Below are 24203 nucleotides of genomic sequence, written 5' to 3' on the forward strand. Positions count from 1 at the left end.
ATGTCATCTGGGACTGGTCAAGATGGCGACGCCAGCATCAGCTCAATGCCGCCATCGCACATCGGAAAATTCGACATTATCCGCAACTGTAGTATTAACCTAGCCGGAGTTTCCCGGAGGCCCCTTGTCCGACCCGCACCCGGACTGCCCGATCTGTTGCTTTCCCGGCCCGCTGGCTGCGCTGCGGCATGTGGCGGCTTGGGCTGATCTGACTGCGGCCGAGCAGTTCGCGTTGCTGGCCCAGTTGGGTGCAGCACTGGCCGACGGGGCGGCCGGGTTCACCGTTGTAGCGGACCACGGTCATTTCCACCTGCGACCGGGCGGCGCGCAGGCTCTGCGCCTGACCACTGAGGGGGCCTAATCGTCGCATTATAATGTACCGCGAGCGCAAGATGGATGCGGCATCTCCCGCAAGGCGGTGAGGATGCGCTGCCACTCGGCGCTCTTCAGCCCTGTGCCGAGCATGTCTAGGCTGATTTCGATCATGATCGCCGCGCGAGCCCCGGCGTCGATGACACCGGCATAGGGGGCATTCTCGGCCACGGTGAAGCCCTGCCGTTGAACATGACCGCGCAGGGCGTCGGTCCAGTCCAGCGGAGTCAGGCCGGGGCTGGTGCGAAGGTCGATCTCGGGGCGCGCGGCGAAGACCTGTGGCTCGATCCAACAGGGGGGCGTTGGATAGGTGTGCAGATCGATCAGCATTGCGCCCGCCGCGGCCTTCCGCAGGCGCTGCAAATGCGGGTGGTAGAAGCGGACCAGCAGCTGTGCGCGGTCTTGGGGCAACAGGGTTCTTTGCAAGATGCGCCCGAAACGATCATGCGTATAGAACACACCGCGCCTGACTCGCGACATATCTTCCTGCGCGTCATCGGCAGCGCGCTCCACATCCAGCAGCACGCGCGATACTCGCACTGTCACGATGTCAGCCTGCGGCCACGCCGCACGCGCGAGCCTGTCGGTATGCAGATCGGCGGCGACGCGGATTTCGGCGCAGAGGGTGTCGTCCGGAGTGCCCAATTGTGCCCGATAGGCGTCTTACTGATGCGCTCCGGCGCACTTTGGATAGTCTTAAGAAGGACGCGTGTGGTTTCTTGGCGTTTTCGACCTGGTGCACCATCCGCCAGCTGAGGCGGAAGGGGCGACCTGCAGGTCGCCCCTTCCTCGCAGCATCAGTCGCGCAGCAGACGACTGGTAGCGACGTTGCCGCCAGCAGAGGCACTCAGCGTATTGCCGGACAGACCAACCGTGCTGGACGTTAGAGCACCGTTTCTGCTGGCGACGTTAAAGCCAACCACACTCGCAGTAACCGCGCCGGACGCAACCTGACGAGATGTCAGTGCCGTGCTCACCTCAGTCGAAGGAGAGCGACCCGAGACCGAGATGGTGTTGGAGACCCGGTTCGACACAGCATCCGCGACCAGACGGTTGCCAGACAGATCAACCGACGAGCTGTTGAGGGCCGCTGTTCGAACATTAAGCAAACTGACGGGGTTGGATGGGGTACCGCCGCCAAAGCTCGCCCGTGCCGTCACCGCACCGGAATTCACCTGGTTTGATGCCGCGGCAAAGGTCCCGGTTGCGTTCAAGGCACCCGGAGTCCCGGTCCCGACTGTTGCGCCACCCGGCCCTGCGAACAGTGCATTGATCGCCGTTCCCGCGCTGGCATTCAGCACGTTCGTGGCGTCGTTGCCTGCAGCCCGGGCAACTCCGGTATTGTCAAGTATCGAGATCGAAGAACCGGTCGCATTCTCGAAGGAAAAAGAACCGAAGCGCCCCTGCAGTGAAACGTCACTGGTCACGGCACTGTCGGAGTTCTGCTGGTTGGCAATCGCCCCGCCAGCCGTCAGCACTGTCGCGGCATTCAACGCGAGCGTATTGCTGGCGCGGTTGGATGTCGCCGTCGAGTCCAGCGTATTGCCGTTCAACGTTGCGCTGCTGCCAGTTATGGAATCCGAGTTGAAGGGTGAGTTGGTACTCACCAGCAAACCAACTTGCAGAGTGGCCGCTGACGTGACGAGCTGACCACCTGTCCGCGTCTGGAAGTTCCCCAGCAGGTTGTCAGACGTGCCGCTCACGGTTCCGGTTGCAACAGTTCCTGTACCATCGTTACCGGCAATGCTGACGCTTGACAGAGCCGTATTGTCCTGTCCGGTGACCGTTGTGCCACTTGCCGTCAAACTGTTGGTCACATCGTTGCCAAATGCGGTCGAGAAGCCGAGGTTGCCATCAACGTTCAACGCGCTGTTAACCACATCATTCAAGCCGCCCCGAGACTCTAGGTCGAGTGTAAAGTCCAAGCGCGCAGAGGAGGTCACATCAGATATTGCACCACCGCTTTGCTCCGAGGTCAGAACCGACAGACCCGTGACATCCGTATCCGCCGCGAGAGACAGCAGGTTGTTACCCACATTCCCCGAGACATTCGATTGTGCGATGTTCTGGCTTGCAGAGACACTGCTGCCATTAATCGTTGTTGCAGTATCGATGTCAGTGGTCACGGTCGCCACGCCTGCGACATCGCCGACAAGGCCCTGGAAGGCCGTGAGGATGTTGTCACCTCTAAGAACACGGTTGGTCCCAACCACATCACCGAGCGCTGCGAAGGATGCATTTTCGCCAGCGATGCTGACGCCATCGATTTCGGTTGCAGCGATGCTCAGAATATTGGTCTGAATGTTGCCCACGGCCCGTGCAAAGCCGATATTGCCATCCGTCGCCAGAGAGCTGTCAACGGCGGAACCGAAAGGACCATTATCCATATCAAGCGTTGCCGTAACACCCGCAGTTGCGGAGACGTTCCCGATCTGAACCTGCGTGCCGGAAAGTGCAGAAGCACCCGCCGCACTTGTATCGGCCAGAAGGCGCAGCGCGTTGGTGGCATCGTTGCCCATGCCAAAGGAGCGGGCAAAGTTGTCACTGATGCTCAGACTGCTGTCCGTGGTTAACAGCCCACCGGTATTGGCGGTTCCGCGTATTTGCGATTCGCTGGTCACAGCGGCGACACTTGTCTGAACGCTGGACAGCGAGTTGTCCGCGTCCAGGCGAGCGCCAACCTGAGGTTGGAGCGTCACACCGACTGCGGCCAAAGTCGCCGCCTCACCCGAGATCGCGTTGCCCGAAAGCGAGACTGTGTTGGTTGCCCGGTTGGATGTGGCCGTGTCAAACGACTGGTTGCCATCGATAGAGACCGTCGAGTTGGTCACATTGCCTAGGCCGTTTGTCTGCCCGAAGTTGAACGTCGCGGTTGACGACGAGCCAATGGCGATAGGTATGGCGGGCGTCATGCCCACAGGCCCTGTACCCGAGGTCTGGACCGATGCAAGACCAGTGGTCGTTTCGGTGATCCCCGCGCTGCCTGTCAAAGCGACGCGGTTGGTTGCAAGGTTCGACATCGCATCCGACTGCAAAGCGTTGCCGTCAAGCGATGCACTGCTGTTGATCAGATCGGCATTAGCTGCACCTGTGGCGTTAATGGCAATCGCACCAGCCAACACACCGGTAGAAGAAATATCGCCAGTTTGAGCCTGCACATTCAGAGCGGCAAAGTCAGCAATCACGCGCGCTATGTTTGCTTCTGTAAAGAACAGATTGTTTCTGCCTGTCTCTGTAGAATCTGCACGATCAATGGTGGTGGCCGTGACCGACACAGTATTTGCGTTCTGGTTGCCCATAGCAGAGGTAACGGTCACGTTGTTGTCCACGCCAACGGTCGAGTCAGAGACTGCGGCTCTCAGAGTGATCCCTGTTGTGCCAGCGTTGAAGGTCGAGGCCGCCGTCACAGCTGCACTGCTGTCCTGTTCGCTCGTCAGCGCTGCATTCGAGGTGGTTTCGGTTCCGGCATTCAGCGTGATGGACGACGCACCTATGTTGGAGGCGCCGGATGCGGTTGTTATGTTGTCCGAGATTGACGCGGACGAGTCTGCCAGGCTGGCAACGGTTGCGCTGGGTCCACCCGCCGAGATGCTTGCGTTCGAGATTGTCGTTGCGTCTACGGTTGTTCCGGAGTTCCGCTGGACACTCGCCAGCCCGCTTGTTGCGGCTGTTAGGGTGTCAGTGCCTGCTGTGGAATCTACGCGTGCAACACCGCGCAAGCTGTCAGCCCCGATGATCGCCGTATCCGCGGTCACGTCGAGCGCGTTGGTGACGCGGTTGGCCGTGGTGGTTGAGCGGTTCTGGTTCGCATTGATTGCCAGCGAAGACGCATCGATCGATGTGGTGCCAGCAAAATCAGCCTGTGTCAGCGACAGGGTCGTGGTCGAGGCGGCGGATGTTGCCGAATCGATGCTCTGCAACGACACGAGGGACGAAACAGCCGATGTGTTGTCAGCGAATGCTGGCGCAGTTGCTCCGATTACGTTGGCGTCCAGATCAATCCTGTTGGTTGACGTGTTGCCGCTGGTGGTGGCCTGCTGGACGTTGCTGGACAAGGAAATCGTGCTGGCATTGATGGCGCCCGCGTCGTTCGCAGCGATCGCCGTTTCACCGATTGTGACACCAAGGGTTGAGACGGCCGTTGATGTAATGTCAGAACCGGTGATGCGCTGATTGGCGGACACGCCGAAATCTGCAGTGACAAATGAAGAGGTGGAGGAATTAACCCTACCCTCGCCGCGATCCCGCGTGTTGTTGGACAGCAGAGCGGTGTCGGCATCTGCGCGCAAAAGCGTCTGGCCAGTGTTGCCGCTGGCCTCTGCCACAGAAAGGTTGCCATCGACCAGGATCGACGATGCTGTCACATCCCCTGCGGCCGTCACAGATAGCGCGAATGCGCCTGTGTCTCCCAAAAGCGCGTTTACACCCGTGCCACCGAGCCTTTGATCGCTCGCCAGACCGGCGGTCGCCGTGATGCTGGTTGCGCTCAGGTCAATCGCAGTGCCACCGGTGTTGGCGGATGCCAATGCAAAGGCGGTGTTGTCCGTGACCGAGATGGTCGACCCAGACAATGCACCCCCGAGGGCTGCTGAATCAGCCGTGACAGACAGGCTGTTGCCATCGCTCGAAGCTTCGATCGTACCTTGATTTGCGCCCGTGCTTTCAATTGCCTGCTGGGAGCCAGCAACAAAGCCGAAACCCGGTACTCCCATAGCAGCATCGTTAACAAACTGGACAGAGGGGCTCGCAGTATTAGAATTAAACACCCTTCCTCCAGCAGTGTTCGACGAAATTGTGTTGGCGTCGACGCGCAGGAAGGTACCATCGGCAACAGACGCGCCTGCTCCCGCTCCGCTGAGTGTTGCGACGTTCCCATTGGCCTGTGCCCCGATAGTGTTCGACGACACGGTCAGGCTGGAACCGGTGGCATTGTCCAACGCCACAGACAATGTCGAGGTATCTGCTGTCGAAACCAGACCAACATTATTTGTCCCATCGCCCAATTGCTGCTGTGTCAGTACGGCAGCACTGTTGTCGAAAGTGGTATCCACAGTCACATCGGTGCCGGTGCTGGCGCGGTTGCCGGTCAGGGACGCGCGGATATCGTTGCCATCGACAGACAGCGCAGAACCGGTCGCGTCGAGATCCCCAAGAGAGACCGAGATGCCAGACCCCGTGATCGTGGCAGTCGATACCAGACCAGCGCCTTCAACGGCTTGCGTGCTGGCAACAACGCTGCCGCCACCTGCGACGGACAGCAATTGCTGACTTGTCAGATCGCCACTGTTCAACGTGATCGGGGATGTAATGAACACAGCTTGAGCTTGAGCGAGATCGCCAGCAAGTTCAGCAGAGATATCGTCGGAAAACACGGATGTCGCGTTGTTCACAGTCGTGATTGCAGAAAGCGTGTTATCGCTGGCCGCAAGGGAGGTCGATGTCGCATCGCCGACACCAGTGATCGCCAGACTGGAGCCTGTGATCGCTGTGGAAACAGTACCATTTGCAAACTGGCCACTGAGTGTCGCCAAAGTACCGGCAGAACCATCACCGCTCGACCCGAGTTGATTGGCAACAAGGTTGAACAAGTTGCCCGTTGCCGTCGCGGTCAGGGCGTTATCTTCGATGCCGACAGCACTTGAGCCGGAGCCCGCAATGCTGGAATTCAGCGCGCCGCCTGCGATGGACGCGCTTACTGCCGCGCGAGAGTCCTGCGTGTTGTTTGCAACCGTTTCGAACCCCGTCACATTGGCAGATGTAAAGGCACTCGCTGGCGCGACCTGCGCGCTGTCGATCGTGATGTTAACCGCCTGCGCCAATGCGGGGGTGTAGGACGCAAGCACGGCGACGCTCGCCCCGCCAAGCAGTCGGGCAATTTGGCCCGTTCTGCGCGCCTGTCTAATCGTCATGGATTTATCTCCTGTTGTATTGAAGGTCGTCCAATGCGGACACGCGCTTATCTGCCTCCTGGAAACTGCCCAAAATGTGACAGCTCCGTTCCGTGACACGCGGCGGGCTTTGGACATAAATCCTGTATACCGCGCGTGGTAATTCACACGCCCCTCCCGCTTTCAGCAGCGAGCGTGGAAGCCAGCGCGGAGGGGAGGGCTAATCGGCGACGTGTGCTTGCAACCAAGACTAACTGGGAGCAGTTCTATTCAAGGTTCACCTATAGGCGCAAATTATACTTTGATAATTATGGCTCTCTTAGGACACTTTACTCTTTCCAAATAAGAATTGGATTCTCTTATTAAATTCCATTGATCTCTGGGGCGGAACGTTCCGATACAGACAGGACCCGGGCGCGCGTCGGCGGTTTTGACCGTCGAGTTTGCGCCACTTCTTGTGCACTGACATCATCAGTTTGAAGGCAATGGCCATGCAGGCCTTGCCACTGAGGCATCCCTTGATGCGTTTGGTTCGGTGGCGCACGGTGGCAAAGGTGCTTTCGCTCGGGTTGGACGTCCGGATGTGCTTCCAGTGTTCCGTCGGGTATCACCCGACGCCTTCCGGAACTTTTTTCAAACCACCAGACAGACCTTTCGCGTCGATTTACTGGTGTTTGGGATAGGGACGCGATCACGCTCACAGCCGAGGCGCTTGAAGATAGCGAATGGCAGCGATGTCGCGCGTACCGTCACCTCTAGGATTTCCGCCTTTTCTGTCTGGACGGCAATTACACATGACCGACAGTGACATGATTGCCAGATACAGCGGCCACGCCGGGTTCATCACCCGGTCGAAGCTGTAGAGCGCATAGGCATAGAGCAGTTAACCTACCAGCCCTGCACAGATCAGCCAGCCCTTGCCACAGCACCGCCGCAGCCGCGCATTGACCACAAGCAGCGCCAGCGCTGCGTGGGCGGAGACGGTTTCTTGGCTCCAGGCGCCGGGGCGCAGGTGGTCGGGGACGGCGGCATAGGGGTCGGGCAGGATCAGGGCCGCGGCGACGGCGGCCAGTGTCGCCGTGGCGACGGCATCGGAGAGGCGCAAGAGGGTCGGAGCACTCACGGGGACAATCATCTCAGAACTCCGCTTTGGTGATATGAGCAAGGAAGAAGGGGGCATAGTCATGCATACCCCACATGTTGCCCAACTCCACCCGCGAGGGGATCAGAAAGCCCTGATAGCGGGTCATCTCCAGCATCCGCCCGCCGAAGGGTTGAAGGCGATGCACGCGCTTCGCGTTGGCATCGGTCCAGCGCAGCGCCCAGACATCAAGCGGGTTGCCTGCGGCATCCAGCGTGATCTGCATGGGTTCGATCCCTTGCACACCCGCAAAACGAACCACGGCACTGTCGGGGCCAGTCTGCACCCATTCCGCCCCGTACTGCGGCAACAGGCTTGCCGGAGCCCAGATGGACTCGAGCATCACCCGCGTTGCGGCGGCGCTTTCATGGTCAGCAGTGCCACCTATCCGCGCCAGCGGGATCAGGCCGCGCAGCCAGAACTTGGTCCAGCTGTCCACGGAACCGCCCGTGGGCGCGTGGTAACCGTCTGACCCGGCGAAGCGCATCAGCCCCTGCCCCACCTCGGCTTGCCAGACGAAACCTTGCGCGGGCGGCGCGAGGATCTGGCGCGCGGTCATGGCCATCTCATTGCCGTTCATGATGAAGCTGCCGGCCATTTCCAGCCGCACCACCCGGTGCAGGGGTGTGCCGGGGGCAATGGCACGGGCAAAGTAGCGCTGCGCCACCTCAGGCAAATCCGCGACCATGGCGGGGTCGTAGGGTGCTGGGTCAGTCTCGCGCACGGCCTCCAGTGCGGCCCAGACCTGCGCGGATTTCGCCTGATCGCGGGAATGGACCCAAAGGCCGAGGACGACGGCGGCCACCAGCAGGGCCGCAAGGACAACGAGGATGATCTTGAAGATGGTCATCAGGCAAAATCCGAAAACTGTGTGGGGCCACTACTCCGCAACGGACGGAGCATTGATGGTGAGAAATTCGGCTATCCGTTGCCGGACCGCGTCTTGATGGCCCAGCAGCAGGTGGCCGCCACTGTCGAGGAAAAGCGTCTCGGCACCGGCGATCCGCTCTGCGGTGAAACGGGCCGTCGAGAACGGCGTGAGCCGGTCATCGCGCGCGTGGACGAGCAAGACCGGCACGCGGATCGCTGACGGGTTGATCGCGGCGGCGGGGTCGATGGCCGCGGCTTCATTTGCCAGCCCCGCGCGGCGCAGGGTCACGGGCAGAAAAGCCGCGATCATCGCGTCAAGGAAACCGGCCTCAGCCGCGGTCATCTGCGCGACCAGTTCTGGCCGGGCGTCGAACATCGGGGCCAGTGCGCGGGGCGAAACGCGCAACAATGCCCAAAGCGGGAAATCCGTGGCAAACAGCGCGTCGTACAGCCAAAGCGGTACCGGAAGCTCCTGCTCCTCGGCGGTCAGGGGGGCAAAGGGGGCGAGCGAGAGCAGGATCAGTGCTTGCGTGCGGTCCGGATGGCGCAGGGCGAATTGCAGTGCAGGCGGCACACCGCCGGACATTGCCAGCAGCGTCACCCGCCGGATGCCAAGGCGGTCCAGCATCGCGGCAAAGGCATCGGCCTGTGCGGCAGTTGAGGGGTTGGCGGGCAGCGCCGAGCCGGGGTAGCCAAAGCGCGAGGGCGCGATCCAGCGATAGCCTGCGGGCAGGAAGGCCTCCGCCAGAAGACGTCCCTGATCATGCCCGCCCCCCGCACCGTGAATCGTCAGCACCGGGACGCCCGCACCGCCAGAGGCGAAGGCTACCGGGGCGAAGCGCGTATCGGCGACACTGGATAAGGATGACATGCGGTCCTGCATGTCTTGCCGAAACACCAGCCAGACCGCGCCGACAAAGACAACGAGGACCAGTGTGATCAGGACGAGGACTCGACGCATGATCTTGCCTTCGGACGGACGTGGCATTGGTTGCATGTCATTCCCCCGCAACCGCACGCGCGATGGCGCGAAAGGCGGCGATGCTTTCGTGGTCATTGTCGTCGAAATCCGGGTCGGCGCTGGTTTTTACAATGACCACCTCGCGGGATGGATCGACATAAATGTACTGCCCCCAGATGCCGATCGCGACAAAATCGCCCTGCGGGTCTTCGGGAATCCACCATTTATACCCATAGCCGAAGGTCCAGTCGCTCAGCGGATTGTCACCCGGTTGCAGATGCGGGGCGGTGGGGTTGACCGAGGCACGAACCCAACCTGCAGGCACGATCTGGAGTGCGTCCCGCGCCCCCGCTTCCAGATAAAGCCGCCCGAAACGGGCAAAATCGCGCAAGGTCGCGTTCAGGCAACACAGCACAATCTCGCGCCCTGTGCGGTCGGTGCTCCAAGTCGCATCCGCCTCTGCCCCCATCGGCCCCCAAAGGCGGCTGGACAGATACTCGGCCACGGGCATCCCTGTCGCGGCCTCCAGCACCAGCCCCAGCGCCATGGTGTCGGTACTGATATATTCGTTGAACTGTCCCGGCGCGCGGATGCTGTGCAATTCTGCGATACTTTCTTCGATGGGGGTGCTCATCGCCATGGAGCGGAAGAACAACATGTTGATGTCGGATCTCGGGTTGTCGTAATCCTCGTCGAAATCAACGCCCGAGGACATGGTCAAGGCATCCTCGATCGGCACATCAGCATAGCCTGACCCGGCCAGGCTTGGCACATACTGTCCGATCGGGTCGCGGATGCTGGCGATATGGCCTTCCTCGACAGCGATTCCGATCAAGGCCGAAAGCACCGATTTCGCGGCCGACCACGACGTGAAGGGCGAGGTTTCATCAGCACCCAGCCGGTATTCCTCATGCGTGATCGCACCCCGATGTACGACCAGAAGGCCTGTTGTCTGGGTCCGGGCCAGAAACGCGGTCAGGTCGCGGCTTTGCCCGTCGAAGGCGTAGGTTTCAGGCAATGGATGCGGCGCTTGCTCGAAGGCCCAGATGCTCTCGCCGCGCGGCACCTCGCGGAACGGAAAGACACGCCCCATGTCGCGAAAATTCTCGACCCGGTGGCTTTCGGAAAACAGCGTGATCCCTGCCCAGTAGGGGCTTTGACGCAGCCACAGGAAAGCGGCGGTCAACACAATGGCCAAAGCGGCCAACGTCCACAGGGCAATCCGGGTTAATTTTCGTAACAGCATGGCGCTAAAACCTCGATATTTTGCAGTTTTCGGGCTGCTCACAACGTGCAATCAGGCGGGCGACCAGCGATGCAGCCGGATTGCATAGGCCGCGAGCCGGGGTCATTTCGTGAACTCCAAGATCACGTCATGGATGGCGAGCTCGATTGCATCAAAGGCGCCTTCTGCCCCCAGCATGCCGATATCGGTGTTGATCTGGATTGCGATGGCCGTGTCCTGCGCCGGGTGATAGCGCAGCGATCCGACATATCCCGGAATCCAGCCGCCGTGTCCCCGTATCTCGTCAGAGCCGGTGAGGTCTATCCCGACGGCCAGCCCATAGCTGCGGCCGGGTGTCCCGGTCTCGATACCTTGCAGCATTTCATCCAGATAGGGCAGCTCCATCGCGCGCCCCGACCAGAGAAGCCAGCCCCATCGGGCCAGATCGGCTGTGGTGCTGACGAAGCCGCCGCCAGCACCTTCAATCCCGGGATGAAAGACCATCCGCCCCTCGCGGTCGAGCGTGCGCATCACTGGGCCAGCCATGCCGGTGAAACCCACGGCCAGCCGGTCCAGATCCCGGCGATCCGAGGGTTCGGTATCCGCCAGTTCCAGCGGCAGAATGAAGCGGTCGCGCACGACCTCGGTCCAGGGTCTACCAGCCGCTGCATCGATGACGAGGCCCGCGAGCAGATATCCGGTGTCCGAATAGGACCAGCCCTGTCCGGCCGGAAAAAGTGGCGCGGCGTCAAGGATCAGCGCAATCAGGTCCGCTGGCTCGGGTGCCGGGTCGTCGGGGCCCAGCGACAGGAACAGCTGCTGAAAGGCGGGCAGTTCGACATGATCCGGCAGGCCGCCCGAATGGGTCAGAAGATGGCGCAGCGTCAGGCTGTGATGATTGGGCAGACGCTCAAACCACCCCCGCGCGCCCAGCCAGTCCGAAACGCGGGCGTCCAGATCAAGCCGCCCCTCGGCCTGCAGCGCCAGCGCGGCAGCGGCGACAAAACTCTTGCCGATGCTGGCGGCCAGCATCCGGCTTTCAGGCGTCATCGGAAGCCCGACGTCGGGGTCGGCAAAGCCGGTCGTCCGCGCCTGCACCGCACCATCCGGGCCTGTCCATGCAACCGAAGCCCCCGGAAAGGCATGCTCAGCGCGCAGGGCATCAAGAATGTCCTGCAAACGGTCCCCGGCGACGGTCGGACCTGCCAGAAAGAGGCCAATCATGAAGGCGATCAAAGATTTCATGATGGGCTCCCGGTCGAGGCTGGCATGACCTCGGTGACAGCGCCCATACGGCTGAACATATCTGAGCGTTTGACCCAGACAACAATCACGGCCAGCACGATGAACAGATACATGTCCCAGGGCTGCGCGTCGGGCCACATCGGCATGTTAAGCTGCCAGTGAAACAGGATCGCGACAAGGATACTGCCACGGGCGGCGTTGAAGAATGCCGTCAGGATAATGCTGACGCCGATGGCCCCGATGACAAAGGGCATCACATCCCATCCGCTTTGCGGTGTACCGTCAAGGAAGAAGGCCGGCACATGCCACAGCGCCCAGAACACACCCACCACAAGCCCGGCCCAGAACGGTGCCATCCGGCGCTGCAGCAGCGGTGTCGCATAGCCTCGCCAGCCCAGTTCTTCCACAGGCCCGAGGATCAGCATGAATGCGATAAGCGGTAGCAGTTCTCGCAATGGGGGCTGCGCCAGCGCCTCGCGCATCGACATGCCACCAAGTGCAGCCCCAAGGTAGAAGATCGCGGGCAGGCCTATCAGCAGCAGAAGATACCAGCCAACCGGTGCCCGCCACAGCAGCAGGCGTGACAGGTAACGGCGCAAGCCAGCCAACCTGCCATACCACAGGATAAGCAAAATGCCCGAGATGGCAGGCGACCAGACCGCGAGGATAAACAGAGGATGTGTCGCCCCCATCGGGCCAAGAACTGCCTCGACCGCATCCTGAAAGACAAACACCAGCCCCATCCCGCCCCAGGCGATGGCAAAGGTCAGGAAAAAGAACACGTAAACCGAATGGACCGGTGGTTCAAAAGCTGTGTCTCTCATGCGGAAATTCCTGATTATCGTAATGGAAAGCCAGATTCGGGCTGCTCCGTCCCCCCAAACGGCAAAGTGGAGACCGACCGATGGTGTGCCCTCGGAGCGGAGACAGCCTTGGCGTCGCAAAGAATACGCTCTGGTCCATTTCGTGCGCCATGAGGCAGATCAAGGAAATGAACGAATGCTATTTGTCGCGCAGATTGTAATCGCCAAAATCGCCTACTTAGGCAGTTATGGGTCTGTGATGACGAAAGCTCATGCCCGCGGCGGGTTACTCTGCAAAGCTTTTGTCCTACGCGTCACAATCGGTCGAGTGCGGCACGACGACTGACCGCTTTCACCATTTGCTGCGTTTGCGATGCTGCGCTGCAGTCAATCGGCTTTCCGCCCTCTGCGTCGGTCTTGCTGCAATAGCGAAGGGTCATGGGTGGATGGCGCGAACGGAAGAAAAGTCCCGCAAAACGGACCTTTGTCGCGCATGGCGGCATCTTGTGTCAGCGGCAGAACCCTAGCCGCGCACCCATTCGCCCTTGCGCATCAGGGCCACAGGCTCGGCCCCTGTATGAATCCCATCCACATCCATCATATCAGAGCCGATCATCCAATCGACATGGATCAGGCTTTCATTGCCCCCGCGCGCTGCAATCTCTGCTTTGCTTAAACCCGCGCCATTCTCGAAGCAGGACGCATAGCATTGCCCCATTGCGATATGCGACGCCGCGTTTTCGTCAAACAGCGTGTTGAAATACAACACTCCGGTTTGCGACACGGGCGAGGAATGCGGCACAAGCGCCACTTCGCCCAAACGTGCCGCCCCTTCATCTGTGGCCAGCATCTCGCGCAGCACGTCCTGTCCGCGTGCCGCGCGGGCCGACACGGCCCGCCCCCCTTCAAAGCGCATCTCAATCTCTTCCAGAAGGGTGCCTTGATGCGACAGCGGCTTGGTCGCACGGACATAGCCTTCGGTGCGGGCGGCATGGGGGGTGGTGAAAACTTCCTCTGTGGGGATATTGGGGTTGCAGCGCACCCCGTTGCGCGCCTCGGTCGCGCCACCAAGCCAGGCGTGGCCATCGGCCAGACCAACTGTCAGGTCGGTTCCCGGCGCGTGAAAATGCAGCGCATCAAAGCGGGCCTCGTTCAGCATTTTGCACCGCCGCGCAAGTTCGGCGTTATGCGTGGCCCATGCGGCAACGGGGTCTGGCTGGTCCAGCCGCGCGGTCAGCCGGATCGCTTGGGCCAGTCGCGCCACAGCATCGCGCGCGGGCAAATCGGGAAACATGCGCTGCGCCCAGTCTTCGGTGGGGCAGGAAATGATTGACCAGTTTATGTGAAACCCTGCGATGGCGGCCAAAGCGGGGCTATAGGCGCGCGCATTGGCACGGTTTGCACGGCCCACATTGGCAGGGTCTTGCGCGCTGAGCAACATCGGGTCTTCGCCCACCAGCGCAAGTCGCGCGGCCCCCCCCTCGAATGCCTTGGCCATGCCTTCATACAGCCAGCCCGCTGCGCGATCAAACCCCGCATCGGCCCCGTGTTCAAACCGCGCCAAGGTCATCTCTTTGTCCGTGACAAGGGGTGTGACCAGCCCGCCCCCCGCACGATATGCCGCCCGCGCAATGGCGCGCGCCAGCGGCAGCGCCGAGACAGGGGCGCTCAGAACAAGATCCTGCTGGGGTTGCAGGTTCACCCCCACCCTGACCGCCAGTTCCGCCAGCCCGTCCAACAAGCTTTGATCAAGGGGCGCGCTGGCAGTGCTGCCGGTTTGCAGTATCGAGGTGTCTTGTGGCATGGTGCTGTGGTCCTGCTGGGTTTTGCCTATAAGCTGGTCCAGCACCGCCCCAAGGTCAAGCCCTTTGGCCACGCGCCTAGGCACCGCTGCGCAGGATATCGGTGATCAGCACTTTCACAATCACATCCTGCCCGCTGATTTTCTGCCCCGCTTCCAGCAAGGCCCTGCGCAAGGCAGCAAGCGTTGTATTGGCTGTGAACGCGCCGGAAAATCCGCCCGAATTTGCATGATCGAACATGACCTGAAGCATGGCATCGCGCAAACGCGGCAAATCTGTGGACACTGTGGCGCGCTGCGCCTCATCTATTTCCAGCGCAAGCGTCAGGATCAGCACGCTGGCAATCCGGTCCTCGACAATCAGGGGCACCATGAATTGATTGGGGATTTCAAAGACGCCAATGTCCATATTGGCGGGCAAGGCGGGGGTGTGTGCGGCAAGCCCTGTCACCTCTTCGGCCTCTGGCACAGGGCGCAGGACAAGCCCCGCCCCAAGACCGCCGCCAATTCCCAACAGGATTAGTATAACGGGTATAAGCTTGCGCATGCGCTGTGCCTTCCATGGGCGGTTTGCTTGTGTGACATGTCAAAACGGCGCGATGATATCGGCAATCTGCGCGCCATATCTGGGCTGCTGCACATTCGAGACGACCCCGCGCCCCCCATAAGAGATGCGCGCGCCCGCGATCTTGTCATAGGTGATTTCATTCTGGCGCGAGATATCTTCGGCGCGCACAAAGCCGGACACCAGCAATTCGCGCAATTCATGGTTGACGCGCACTTCCTGCTGCCCCTCGATCCGCATCACACCATTTGGCAAACGCTCGACCACAGTGGATGCGACCCGCAGCGTCAGTTTCTCGTTGCGGCGCACAGAGCCGGAGCCAGAGAAACTGCTGGCGCTGTTCGTCTCGATCCCTGCACCTATGGCAAGCCCGCCGGGCAGGTTGCGGTCAAGGATTTGCGGTATCCCGAAAAACTGGGGGACGCCCATGCTGTTGGTGCCGCTTCGCCCGTTTGCTGTGCTGTTCGATATTTCGGCGCTGTCGTTAATCTCGATCACCACTGTCAGAATATCGCCCTGACGGCTGGCGCGCCGGTCGCCCAGAAGCGAGCGTTGCCCCGCCGACCACAGCGATGCATGGTCCGTGCTGCGCAAGACTTCGGTCCGTTCGGGCAAGGGCATGCGGTAGAGGGCGGCATGCTCGACCGTCGCCTCTTGCGGGCTGAAAGCGGGCGCGCGCCCGACTTCGCCCAATGGTTGGCAGGCCGCCAGACACAGGGTGGCGCATGGCAAAAGCAGATGTCGGACCGCACGGGCGGCGACAGACCGGCAGGCGCGCGAGAGATGCCGCCATAGGGCAAGGGGGTTGGTTGAAAGGGTTGTGTTCATGCGAAACCTAATTGCCTCCCCATATGGCACCTGACGAGCCGATCACCTCGACCAATCCGCCAGAACTGACGACAGCCTGCACAGATTGGCGCGAGGCGAGATTCATGACGGTTAGCTGCTCTCCAAGGCTGCCGCGCCCCAAGGCGCGCCCCTCGGACAAGATCACCAGCGGGCCTTGCCTGTAGACCATGCGCACGATCTCGTTGCGTTCTATCACTGCGGCTGGTCCCAGATCTGACAGGCGCACCGGACGGCCCGGATAGATGGCAACGCGCGCCTCCAGCCCGATCACCTGCTCTGGCCGGATGGCGGCACCCTGTGCAGGTGCCCCATGCGCCACCACATCGCCCGCGCCGATCACATCTGTCGCGCGGATCAGGCGGGTGGCGACAAGGCTTTCGGCTTGCGCCATCGGGGGCCACAGAATGAGCAGCAAAAGCCATTTCATCAGCGCACCTGCGTGGTTGCGGCCATCATCTGGTCTGCGGCCGAGATGACTTTGGAATTCAACTCATACCCGCGCTGCGCCTTGATCAATTCGGTCATCTCGCGCACCGGATCGACCGAGCTTTCCTCAAGATAGCCTTGCCGGACTGTGCCCAGACCATCTGCCCCCGGCGCACCCACCACCGCCGCGCCCGAGGCTGCGGTTTCCAGAAACAGGTTAGAGCCAATCGCCTCCAGCCCCTTTTCATTTGCGAAACTGGCCAGCGTCAGCTGGCCCAGCACCTGCGGCTGCACCTGTCCGGCGAAATAGGCAAAAACCTCGCCCTGCGCATTGATCGAGATGGCGCGCGCATCGTCGGGGATGACGATACCGGGCACCACCTCAAACCCGTCAGAGGTGACGATCAGCCCCTCGCCCGTGCGTTTCAGCCCGCCGTCGCGCGTATATCCGGCCTGCCCGTCTGGCAAGGTGACTTCCAGATAGCCCTTCCCCTCGATCGCGATATCCAGATCACCCCCTGTGAAACTGGACGCGCCCTGCTGGATTTGCATACTGACCGAAGACGGGCGCACCCCAAGCCCCACCTGCACCCCTGTCGGCAACACTGTGCCATCCGAGGCCGCGATGGAACCCGCGCGCGCGAATTGCTGATAATGCAGATCGGCAAAATCGGCGCGGCGGGCATTATAGCCCGTGGTGCTCATATTGGCGAGGTTGTTGGCAATGGTATCGACCCGCATTTGCTGGGCGCTCATGCCTGTCGCGGCGATCTGAAGTGATTTCATCTCTGTCTCTCCTGTAATTCTAGCGGCCAAGGGTCTGGATGACGGATTTGATGCGCTCATCCTCGCGGTCGAGCAGGCTTTGGCCGCGCTCATAGGCGCGCTGCACCTCGATCATGCGGGTCAATTCTAGGATCGGATCGACATTCGAGTCCTCGACAAAGCCTTGCAAAAGGGTCGGGGCTTCAACGGGTTCCAGCGGGCCATCGACAGTGAACAGCGTGCCTGCTGCGCGGTGCATCGTCACCGGATCGACAGGCCGGACAAGCCCCACCTGCGCAAAAGGCTGCCCGTCAGCCGATAAGGTGCCATCGCGCGCCATTTCGATGCCGCGCGCGTCTGGCGGTATAAAAATTGCCGCCCCCCCTGCATCCAGCAGGCGGTGGCCATCCATATTGACCAGCTCGCCCGCCGCGTTGGGGGTAAAGGCCCCTGCCCGCGTCAGCCGCACACCCTGTGCGGTGTCCAGTTGAAAAAACCCCTCCCCCTCGATCGCCATGTCGAAGGTGCCATTGGTCTGGGATAACGCGCCCTGCATCTGGAAAGTCTGCCGCGTATTGCCCAGCCCCATCGAGAGAGAGGGCTCTTGCCCCTGTGCCGCGATGACAAATTCCGAGAAGATCATCCCCTCGCGCCGGAAGCCCGCTGTCGTGGCATTGGCGATGTTATTGGCCACGACCTGCATCTCTCGGCGCAGGCCGGACATGCGTGTCAGGGCGATATAGGCGGCATTGTCCATCTTCAGGTTCCTGCTATCAGCGGCACAATTTCGGCCTGAAAGAAATCGACCAATGTGGCGGTCATGAAACTCATCGACACCCAATAGACCACGACGATGGCGGCCAGTTTGGGCACAAATGTCAGGGTCATTTCCTGTATCGAGGTCAGCGCCTGAAACAGCCCCACAATGACGCCTGCGATCAGCGCCGCTGTCAGAACTGGCATCGAGATCAGTGTTGCGACCCAAAGCCCTTGGCGCAGGGAGTCAAAGAAAAGCGTTTCATCCATGGCTTAGACCGGCATGCGCAGAATTTCGAGATACGCCTCGACCACCTTGTTGCGCACCGATACCGCCGTCTCCACAGCCAGTTCGGTGGCGGCAAGTGCTTCGACCAGCGCATGCGGGTCAGCGCCTGTCACCATAGAGCGGGTCGCGGCAACCTCGGCCTGATGCAGGCCAGCGGCGAAGCTGCCAATCGCGGCACCAAAGGCCGCTTCGCTGCGCGCGGGGGCGTCTGCGGGCGCGGGCGCGGCGGCCATGCGTGCCTTGTCATAGGTTTGTACTGCAAGGGCGGGGTTTATTGTCATGGTGGTGTTCCTTTGTTGTCAGTCAGCGGCGCAGCAGGTCCAGCAGGCCCTGCGCCATCTGTCGGGTCTGGTCGAAAACACGCAAATTGGCCTCATAGCTGCGCGCGGCTTCTCGTGCGTCGGCAACCTCGATCATCAGATCAACTGTCGATCCGTGGTAAAACCCGCTCTCGTCTGCCAGCGCGTGGCCCGGGTCATAGATGCGCGGCAGCTCGCGCCGGTCGAGCTGCACAGGCCCCACCCCCACCCGCGATGCACCGCTGGCGCGGTCGATCTCGGCGCGGAAATCGATGGTTTTGCGCCGGTAGCCGGGTGTATCGGCATTCGAGATATTCTCCGAGACATGGCGCAGGCGGCGGGCCTGTGCCTCCATCCCCGAGGCGGCGATTGAAAAGCTGCTGAACAGATCAGACATGCGCGCGCACCCCCTCAACTGCCAAGGGCTGCGCGCAAAATGCCACGCGCCGAAGAATAGACAGCCAGCGCCATGTCATGGCTTTGGCGGTTCTGGGCCGTGCGCATCATCTCGCGTTCCAAAGACACAGTGTTGCCATTGGGCGCGCGGGCGGGTGCATCGCGGTCAGTCACAGAACTGATGGGCTGATTAGGAAACGCTACCCCCAAATGGCCGGGTCTGGTGGCGGCCATGGCACGCGCCTGCGCATAGGTTTTGCCGAAATCAGGCAAATCGCGCGCGCGGTAGCCCGGCGTATCGGCATGCGCGATATTCTCGGCAATCACCACTTGTCTGGCTGCGGCATGGCGCGCCATGCCCTGCGCCATGCGCATTACATCTGGAATGTCGAACATCAGGGCTTCTCCCGTCAAGCTATACACCAGTCTTTAAGGGTGATTCGCTTAAGGATCGGTAACCACACTGCAATTGTGTGCCTGACCGGAGTGAGAGAGATGAGTATTTTTGACGATATGCGCGCACAGATCACCGAATTGCGGCCGGTTCGCGTGTTCGGGCAGATCAGCGCCATTGACGGGCAACTGCTGGCGGTGCGCGGGTTGAATGCAAGCGCGCGCATCGGGGACTGGCTGGCAGTTGAAACCCGCAGCGGGGCGCGGATTGGCGCCGAAATCCTGCGCCTGACACCGACCGAGGCGCTGGCCCTGCCCAATGGCCCGCGCGACGGTCTGGCAATTGGCGACAGGGCCGAACACCGGACAGCGCGCGGCATTGCGCCCGATGACAGCTGGATCGGGCGGGTGATCGACCCTTTTGGCCAGCCGCTGGACGGGCGCGCCTTGCTCTGCGGCCCCATACAGCGCGCGCTGCACGCCCCCGCGCCAGACCCCGCGCAGCGTGGCAGGCTGGGGGCGCGGCTGGACACGGGGATGTGCGTTTTCGACACTATCCTGCCCGTTGTCGAGGGGCAGCGCCTTGGGTTGTTTGCAGGCTCTGGCGTGGGCAAGACCATGCTTTTGGGCAATTTCGCCCGCCAGATGCAGGCCGATGTCGTGGTCATCGCGCTGGTGGGGGAACGCGGGCGCGAATTGCGCGAATTTCTGGAAGATGTGCTGGGCGAAGAGGGGCGCAAACGTGCGGTTGTAATCACCGCCACCTCAGACCAGCCGCCACTCACACGGCGGCGCTGCGCGCCTGCCGCCATGTGCGTGGCCGAACATTTCCGCGATCAGGGCAAGCATGTGCTGCTGCTGACCGACAGTATCACCCGCATGGCCGAAGCGCACCGCGAAGTGGCGCTGGAGGGCGGCGAGGATGCAAGCCTGCGCGGCTACCCGCCTTCGGTTGTCCATCAGATCACCGCGCTGGCCGAACGCGCAGGGCCGGGGCGCGACGGGGTGGGTGCGATTACGGCACTTTTCACGGTTCTTGTTGCAGGGTCGGATATGGAAGAACCTGTCGCCGATATTTTGCGCGGGGTGCTGGACGGGCATGTTGTCATGGACCGCGTGATTGCCGAACGCGGGCGCTTTCCGGCAATTGATGTTCTGCGCTCGGTCAGCCGGTCGCTGCCCCAATGCGCGCGCCCCGAAGAGAATGCCCGCATAAGCGAGGCGCGCCGCCTGCTGGGCGCCTATGACCGCGCCGAGATGATGATACAGGCGGGCCTGTATGAAAAAGGCACCGACCCGCTGGTGGACCGCGCGATAAAGGTCTGGCCGCTGCTGGATGGCTTCATCGCCGAAGCGGCATCCGGCGGTATAAAGCAGTCTTTCGCGCGGCTGGCCAGATGTCTGGAACCGCCCGCAACCCCACCGCCAACCCCCAAAGCCGCGCGGCGTGCATGAAAACGGGTTTCCAATGGGCGGGAAATTACACTAAACGGGGGCAAATCCGCAAAATCCGGGGAACACCATGGCGCGCATCCTGATCACCTCTGCCCTGCCGTATATCAATGGAATCAAGCATCTGGGCAATCTGGTTGGCAGCCAGTTGCCAGCAGACCTCTATGCCCGATATTGCCGCGCGCGCGGGCATGAGGTGATGTTCATATGCGCGACCGATGAACATGGCACGCCTGCGGAACTGGCCGCCGCCAAGACCGGCCAGCCGGTTGCGGAATATTGCGCCGAAATGCACGGGGTTCAGGCAGAACTGGCACGCGGGTTCGGGTTGTCGTTTGATCATTTCGGCCGCTCCTCCAGCCGGCGCAACCATGCGCTGACCCAGCATTTCGCCGCGCGGCTGGCCGCTGCCGGACTGATCGAGGAAGTGGCCGAAAAGCAGGTCTACTCGCATGCAGATGGCCGCTTTCTGCCAGACCGCTATATTGAAGGCACCTGCCCCAATTGCGGCCATGACCGCGCGCGTGGCGACCAGTGCGAGGAATGCACCAAGCAGCTTGACCCGACCGACCTGATCAATCCGCGTTCCGCCATTTCCGGCTCGACCGATCTGGAAGTGCGCGAGACAAAACACCTGTTCCTGCGCCAGTCCACCTTGCGCGATACGCTGGACAGATGGATCGACAGCCAGCGCGGCTGGCCTGTGCTGACCACCTCGATTGCCAAGAAATGGCTGCATGACGGCGACGGGCTGCAAGACCGCGGCATCACCCGCGATCTGGATTGGGGCGTGCCTGTGCAATATGACGGCGCACCATGGCAGGGCATGGATGGCAAGGTCTTCTATGTCTGGTTCGATGCGCCCATCGAATATATTGCCGCCACTGCCGAATGGGCCGATGCGCATGGGCTGGATGACAGCGCGTGGCAGCGCTGGTGGCGCGAAGATATGGGCGCGGAAGATGTGCGTTATGTGCAATTCATGGGCAAGGATAACGTGCCCTTCCACACGCTCAGCTTTCCCGCCACGCTGATCGGCTCGGATGAGCCGTGGAAGCTGGTGGATTACATCAAATCCTTCAACTACCTGAATTATGATGGGGGGCAGTTTTCCACCAGCCTTGGGCGCGGCGTGTTCATGGATCAGGCGCTGTCCATTCTGCCTGCCGATTACTGGCGCTGGTGGCTTTTGTCACACGCGCCCGAGAATAACGACAGCGAGTTCACATGGGAGAATTTTCAGGCCTCCGTGAATAAGGATCTGGCCGATGTGCTGGGCAACCTTGTCAGCCGCGTGACCAAATTCTGCCGCTCGAAATTCAGCGAGCTGGTGCCCGAGGGCGGCACTTTAGGCCCGCGCGAGGACCAACTGCTGGCCGATCTGACCACTCGCCTGCGCGCCTATGAGCAGCATATGGAAGCGATGGATGTGCGCAAATCCGCCAGCGAATTGCGCGCGCTATGGGTGTTGGGCAATGAATACCTGCAAGAAGCGGCCCCTTGGTCGGCCTTCAAAACCGACCCAGAACAAGCCGCTGCGCAAATCCGCCTCGCGCTGAACCTGATCCGCTTCTATGCCGTGATCTCGCAACCCTTCATCCCCGATGCCGCCGCGCGAACCATGGCCGCAATGCAGAGCGACGACTGGTCATGGCCCGATGATGTGGCAACCGCCCTGAACACCCTGCCCGCGGGCCATGCTTTCACGGTGCCAGAGGTGTTGTTTGCCAAAATCACAGACGATCAACGCACCGCATGGGAAGCGCAGTTTTCAGGACAGCGCTAAAGCAGCTTGCGCAACGCCGGTCCCGGACTTGATCCGGGACCTCTACCATCTTCCCACCGCCAAACGGCTCTGCCCCGAATTTCTCTTTTCTTGCGGCGGATGCTGTTCTAGACTTGGCCCATGTTTACCATCGAGCATGATTTCGACGCGACCATTATCACCCTTGTGGACGAAGGCGCGCCGCACCCAGAGGCGTTGCGCGATGATGTCATCATCACCGCCTTTGAAGATTGCGTAACATTGCGGCAATTCGACCCCAGACGCGAAGATGACGTGGTGATCACCTTCTCTTTGTCGCAGTTGCGCGAATTGGCGGCGGCGCTGGATTTGCCCGAAGGCAGCTACCGGCTGAACCCGAAATCTGGGCACGGCTGAGCGCATATCTCACAATGCTGTCCTGCGGCGGAAGCTGTGTTTGACAATGCCCCCGCCCCTCCGGCAGGGTGGCGCGAAGACGGGGGCACGAATCGTGGCCCCGCACCCCCGACAGTTTAGGAATAAGGCACCTGCAAAAGGTGGCCAGAAAGGATGTGTCATGCTGACCAATGACCAGCTCAACCAATGGGACCGCGAGAATTTTCTGCACCCCTCTACGCATTTCGGCCAGCACGGACGCGGAGAAAGCGCCACACGCATCGTGACCACAGCCAAGGGTTGCTATATTGAAGACCGCGATGGCACCAGATTGCTGGATGCCTTTGCCGGCCTTTATTGCGTGAATGTGGGCTATGGCCGCACAGAGATTGCCGAAGCCATTGCCAAACAGGCGCATGAGCTGGCCTATTACCATTCCTATGTCGGCCACGGCACCGAAGCATCCATCACACTGGCCCATATGGTGGCCGAACGCGCGCCCGCGCATATGAACAAGGTGTATTTCGGGCTGGGCGGGTCGGATGCGAATGAAACCAATGTCAAACTGGTGTGGTATATCCAGAATGTTCTGGGCCGACCCGAGAAGCGCAAGATCATCTCGCGCTGGCGCGGCTATCACGGCTCTGGCCTGATCACAGGGTCCATGACAGGGCTGGTGCCGTTCCACAATAAATTCGGCCTGCCCATGTCCGAGGTGGTGCATACCGAAGCGCCCTATTACTTCCGCCGCCCCGACCCCGACATGTCGCAAGAGGCCTTCTCCGCGTATTGCGCCGCCAAACTGGAAGAACTGATCGAACGCGAGGGCGCGGACACAATCGGCGCGTTTATCGCAGAGCCGCTTCTGGGCACCGGCGGTATTGTCCCGCCCCCTGCCGGTTATTGGGAGGCGATCCAGCCAATCCTGAAAAAGCACGAGATTTTGCTGATCACGGATGAGGTGGTAACAGGGTTCGGGCGCTTGGGCACGATGATGGGGTCCACCCATTACGGGATCACGCCCGATATCATCACCATCGCCAAGGGTCTGACTTCGGCCTATGCGCCGCTGTCCGGCTCTATCGTCAGTGACGATCTGTATAAGGTGCTGGAGGAAGGCACTGACAAATTCGGCCCCTTCGGCCATGGCTGGACCTATTCCGCCCACCCCATTGGCGCGGCGGCAGGGGTGGCGAACCTGAAACTGGTCGATGAGCTGGGCCTTGTGCAAAATGCACGCGAGACAGGTGCTTATTTCCGCAACGCCATGGCCGCGGCGCTGAAAGACCACCGCTTTGTGGGCGATGTGCGCGGCGACGGGATGCTGGCGGCAGTGGAATTGCAGCGCGACCCCGGCGCGCGGGCAGATTTCGACGCGTCCGAGAAAGTCACAGCGCAAGTGGTGGGCGAAATGGCCAAGCGTGGTGTGATCGCGCGTGCCATGCCCCAAGGCGAGATCATCGGCTTTGCACCGCCTTTGTGCCTGACACCGCAAGAAGCCGATACAGTGGTAAGCGTCACGCGCGACGCACTGGACGCAGTAACCGGCGCGATGTAATGCACCCCG

At 61.3% G+C, this 24203-nt stretch carries 23 protein-coding genes and 1 pseudogene; 5 read left to right on the forward strand and 19 right to left on the reverse strand.

The window, feature by feature from the left end:
- The first annotated feature begins 124 nt into the window (after positions 1–124).
- Positions 125–361 carry a hypothetical protein gene (locus BG455_RS13940; protein WP_071470627.1) on the forward strand — a complete coding sequence of 79 codons (237 nt, stop codon included), beginning with the start codon at positions 125–127 and terminating at the stop codon, positions 359–361.
- Positions 362–369: 8 nt separating this feature from the next.
- Here BG455_RS13940 and BG455_RS13945 read toward each other — a convergent pair whose 3' ends face one another.
- From BG455_RS13945 to BG455_RS14035, 19 genes and pseudogenes are all read right to left on the reverse strand, one after another.
- The gene (locus tag BG455_RS13945) at positions 370–1017 is read right to left on the reverse strand and encodes an N-formylglutamate amidohydrolase (protein ID WP_071470628.1); all 648 of its coding nucleotides are present in this window, start codon (positions 1015–1017) and stop codon (positions 370–372) included.
- 152 nt (positions 1018–1169) lie between these two features.
- Positions 1170–6281 (reverse strand): beta strand repeat-containing protein, encoded by a 5112-nt coding sequence (locus BG455_RS13950; RefSeq protein WP_071470629.1) that lies wholly within the window; start codon positions 6279–6281, stop codon positions 1170–1172.
- Between the two features lie 403 nt (positions 6282–6684).
- Positions 6685–6867: pseudogene (locus tag BG455_RS17615) on the reverse strand (IS256 family transposase); the annotation flags it as partial.
- A 276-nt stretch (positions 6868–7143) separates the two neighbouring features.
- Positions 7144–7365, reverse strand: coding sequence for a hypothetical protein (locus tag BG455_RS13955; RefSeq protein WP_177190889.1), 222 nt, complete (start codon positions 7363–7365; stop codon positions 7144–7146).
- A 31-nt stretch (positions 7366–7396) separates the two neighbouring features.
- Complete coding sequence (locus BG455_RS13960; protein WP_071470631.1) at positions 7397–8251, reverse strand: DUF6544 family protein; 855 nt, start codon at positions 8249–8251, stop codon at positions 7397–7399.
- Between the two features lie 30 nt (positions 8252–8281).
- On the reverse strand, positions 8282–9232 hold the full coding sequence (locus BG455_RS13965; RefSeq protein WP_071470632.1) for an alpha/beta fold hydrolase: 951 nt from the start codon (positions 9230–9232) through the stop codon (positions 8282–8284).
- A 37-nt stretch (positions 9233–9269) separates the two neighbouring features.
- Positions 9270–10478, reverse strand: coding sequence for a serine hydrolase domain-containing protein (locus BG455_RS13970; RefSeq protein ID WP_071470633.1), 1209 nt, complete (start codon positions 10476–10478; stop codon positions 9270–9272).
- Between the two features lie 102 nt (positions 10479–10580).
- Positions 10581–11702, reverse strand: a complete 1122-nt coding sequence (locus BG455_RS13975) for a serine hydrolase domain-containing protein (protein WP_084386442.1) — start codon at positions 11700–11702, stop codon at positions 10581–10583.
- Positions 11699–12526, reverse strand: coding sequence for a type II CAAX endopeptidase family protein (locus BG455_RS13980; protein WP_071470634.1), 828 nt, complete (start codon positions 12524–12526; stop codon positions 11699–11701). Before BG455_RS13980 ends, BG455_RS13975 begins: the two co-directional genes overlap by 4 nt.
- A 502-nt stretch (positions 12527–13028) precedes the next feature.
- Positions 13029–14309 (reverse strand): aminopeptidase, encoded by a 1281-nt coding sequence (locus BG455_RS13990; protein WP_071470917.1) that lies wholly within the window; start codon positions 14307–14309, stop codon positions 13029–13031.
- Between the two features lie 76 nt (positions 14310–14385).
- Entirely contained in the window at positions 14386–14853 is a 468-nt protein-coding gene (locus tag BG455_RS13995; protein ID WP_071470636.1) for a flagellar basal body-associated FliL family protein, read from the reverse strand.
- Between the two features lie 39 nt (positions 14854–14892).
- A complete protein-coding gene (flgH, locus tag BG455_RS14000; RefSeq protein WP_084386444.1) occupies positions 14893–15699 on the reverse strand; it encodes a flagellar basal body L-ring protein FlgH in 807 nt (268 codons plus the stop codon).
- Positions 15700–15706: 7 nt separating this feature from the next.
- Positions 15707–16147, reverse strand: coding sequence for a flagellar basal body P-ring formation chaperone FlgA (gene flgA, locus BG455_RS14005; RefSeq protein WP_071470637.1), 441 nt, complete (start codon positions 16145–16147; stop codon positions 15707–15709).
- The gene (gene flgG / locus BG455_RS14010; protein ID WP_071470638.1) at positions 16147–16932 is read right to left on the reverse strand and encodes a flagellar basal-body rod protein FlgG; all 786 of its coding nucleotides are present in this window, start codon (positions 16930–16932) and stop codon (positions 16147–16149) included. The genes flgA and flgG overlap by 1 nt, the downstream gene beginning before the upstream one ends.
- A gap of 19 nt (positions 16933–16951) precedes the next feature.
- Positions 16952–17668 carry a flagellar hook-basal body complex protein gene (locus tag BG455_RS14015; protein WP_071470639.1) on the reverse strand — a complete coding sequence of 239 codons (717 nt, stop codon included), beginning with the start codon at positions 17666–17668 and terminating at the stop codon, positions 16952–16954.
- A gap of 2 nt (positions 17669–17670) precedes the next feature.
- Complete coding sequence (locus tag BG455_RS14020) at positions 17671–17937, reverse strand: flagellar biosynthetic protein FliQ (RefSeq protein ID WP_071470640.1); 267 nt, start codon at positions 17935–17937, stop codon at positions 17671–17673.
- Positions 17938–17940: 3 nt separating this feature from the next.
- Positions 17941–18237 carry a flagellar hook-basal body complex protein FliE gene (gene fliE, locus BG455_RS14025; protein WP_071470641.1) on the reverse strand — a complete coding sequence of 99 codons (297 nt, stop codon included), beginning with the start codon at positions 18235–18237 and terminating at the stop codon, positions 17941–17943.
- A 22-nt stretch (positions 18238–18259) separates the two neighbouring features.
- On the reverse strand, positions 18260–18652 hold the full coding sequence (gene flgC / locus BG455_RS14030) for a flagellar basal body rod protein FlgC (RefSeq protein ID WP_071470642.1): 393 nt from the start codon (positions 18650–18652) through the stop codon (positions 18260–18262).
- Positions 18653–18666: 14 nt separating this feature from the next.
- Positions 18667–19047 carry a FlgB family protein gene (locus BG455_RS14035; protein WP_071470643.1) on the reverse strand — a complete coding sequence of 127 codons (381 nt, stop codon included), beginning with the start codon at positions 19045–19047 and terminating at the stop codon, positions 18667–18669.
- 99 nt (positions 19048–19146) lie between these two features.
- On the opposite strand from BG455_RS14035, the gene BG455_RS14040 reads away from it, so the two are divergent.
- The 4 genes from BG455_RS14040 to BG455_RS14055 all read left to right on the forward strand — a co-directional run bounded on the left by BG455_RS14040 (position 19147) and on the right by BG455_RS14055 (position 24194).
- Complete coding sequence (locus tag BG455_RS14040) at positions 19147–20499, forward strand: FliI/YscN family ATPase (RefSeq protein ID WP_071470644.1); 1353 nt, start codon at positions 19147–19149, stop codon at positions 20497–20499.
- Positions 20500–20566: 67 nt separating this feature from the next.
- A complete protein-coding gene (gene metG, locus BG455_RS14045; protein WP_071470645.1) occupies positions 20567–22282 on the forward strand; it encodes a methionine--tRNA ligase in 1716 nt (571 codons plus the stop codon).
- A 120-nt stretch (positions 22283–22402) separates the two neighbouring features.
- Positions 22403–22657, forward strand: coding sequence for a hypothetical protein (locus tag BG455_RS14050; protein WP_071470646.1), 255 nt, complete (start codon positions 22403–22405; stop codon positions 22655–22657).
- A 160-nt stretch (positions 22658–22817) separates the two neighbouring features.
- On the forward strand, positions 22818–24194 hold the full coding sequence (locus BG455_RS14055) for an aminotransferase class III-fold pyridoxal phosphate-dependent enzyme (protein ID WP_071470647.1): 1377 nt from the start codon (positions 22818–22820) through the stop codon (positions 24192–24194).
- Positions 24195–24203 lie beyond the last annotated feature (9 nt).

It is taken from the genome of Roseinatronobacter thiooxidans (assembly GCF_001870675.1).
GTDB lineage: Bacteria > Pseudomonadota > Alphaproteobacteria > Rhodobacterales > Rhodobacteraceae > Roseinatronobacter > Roseinatronobacter thiooxidans.

Excerpts from the sequence above, each read along its gene's own strand:
- BG455_RS13950 (WP_071470629.1), bottom strand. The coding sequence starts at position 6,281 with ATGACGATTAGACAGGCGCGCAGAACGGGCCAAATTGCCCGACTGCTT.
- BG455_RS13960 (WP_071470631.1), bottom strand. The coding sequence starts at position 8,251 with ATGACCATCTTCAAGATCATCCTCGTTGTCCTTGCGGCCCTGCTGGTG.
- BG455_RS13965 (WP_071470632.1), bottom strand. The coding sequence starts at position 9,232 with ATGCGTCGAGTCCTCGTCCTGATCACACTGGTCCTCGTTGTCTTTGTC.
- BG455_RS13970 (WP_071470633.1), bottom strand. The coding sequence starts at position 10,478 with ATGCTGTTACGAAAATTAACCCGGATTGCCCTGTGGACGTTGGCCGCT.
- BG455_RS13975 (WP_084386442.1), bottom strand. The coding sequence starts at position 11,702 with ATGAAATCTTTGATCGCCTTCATGATTGGCCTCTTTCTGGCAGGTCCG.
- BG455_RS13980 (WP_071470634.1), bottom strand. The coding sequence starts at position 12,526 with ATGAGAGACACAGCTTTTGAACCACCGGTCCATTCGGTTTACGTGTTC.
- BG455_RS13990 (WP_071470917.1), bottom strand. The coding sequence starts at position 14,309 with ATGCCACAAGACACCTCGATACTGCAAACCGGCAGCACTGCCAGCGCG.
- BG455_RS13995 (WP_071470636.1), bottom strand. The coding sequence starts at position 14,853 with ATGCGCAAGCTTATACCCGTTATACTAATCCTGTTGGGAATTGGCGGC.
- flgH (WP_084386444.1), bottom strand. The coding sequence starts at position 15,699 with ATGAACACAACCCTTTCAACCAACCCCCTTGCCCTATGGCGGCATCTC.
- flgA (WP_071470637.1), bottom strand. The coding sequence starts at position 16,147 with ATGAAATGGCTTTTGCTGCTCATTCTGTGGCCCCCGATGGCGCAAGCC.
- flgG (WP_071470638.1), bottom strand. The coding sequence starts at position 16,932 with ATGAAATCACTTCAGATCGCCGCGACAGGCATGAGCGCCCAGCAAATG.
- BG455_RS14015 (WP_071470639.1), bottom strand. The coding sequence starts at position 17,668 with ATGGACAATGCCGCCTATATCGCCCTGACACGCATGTCCGGCCTGCGC.
- BG455_RS14020 (WP_071470640.1), bottom strand. The coding sequence starts at position 17,937 with ATGGATGAAACGCTTTTCTTTGACTCCCTGCGCCAAGGGCTTTGGGTC.
- fliE (WP_071470641.1), bottom strand. The coding sequence starts at position 18,237 with ATGACAATAAACCCCGCCCTTGCAGTACAAACCTATGACAAGGCACGC.
- flgC (WP_071470642.1), bottom strand. The coding sequence starts at position 18,652 with ATGTCTGATCTGTTCAGCAGCTTTTCAATCGCCGCCTCGGGGATGGAG.
- BG455_RS14035 (WP_071470643.1), bottom strand. The coding sequence starts at position 19,047 with ATGTTCGACATTCCAGATGTAATGCGCATGGCGCAGGGCATGGCGCGC.
- BG455_RS14040 (WP_071470644.1), top strand. The coding sequence starts at position 19,147 with ATGAGTATTTTTGACGATATGCGCGCACAGATCACCGAATTGCGGCCG.
- metG (WP_071470645.1), top strand. The coding sequence starts at position 20,567 with ATGGCGCGCATCCTGATCACCTCTGCCCTGCCGTATATCAATGGAATC.
- BG455_RS14050 (WP_071470646.1), top strand. The coding sequence starts at position 22,403 with ATGTTTACCATCGAGCATGATTTCGACGCGACCATTATCACCCTTGTG.
- BG455_RS14055 (WP_071470647.1), top strand. The coding sequence starts at position 22,818 with ATGCTGACCAATGACCAGCTCAACCAATGGGACCGCGAGAATTTTCTG.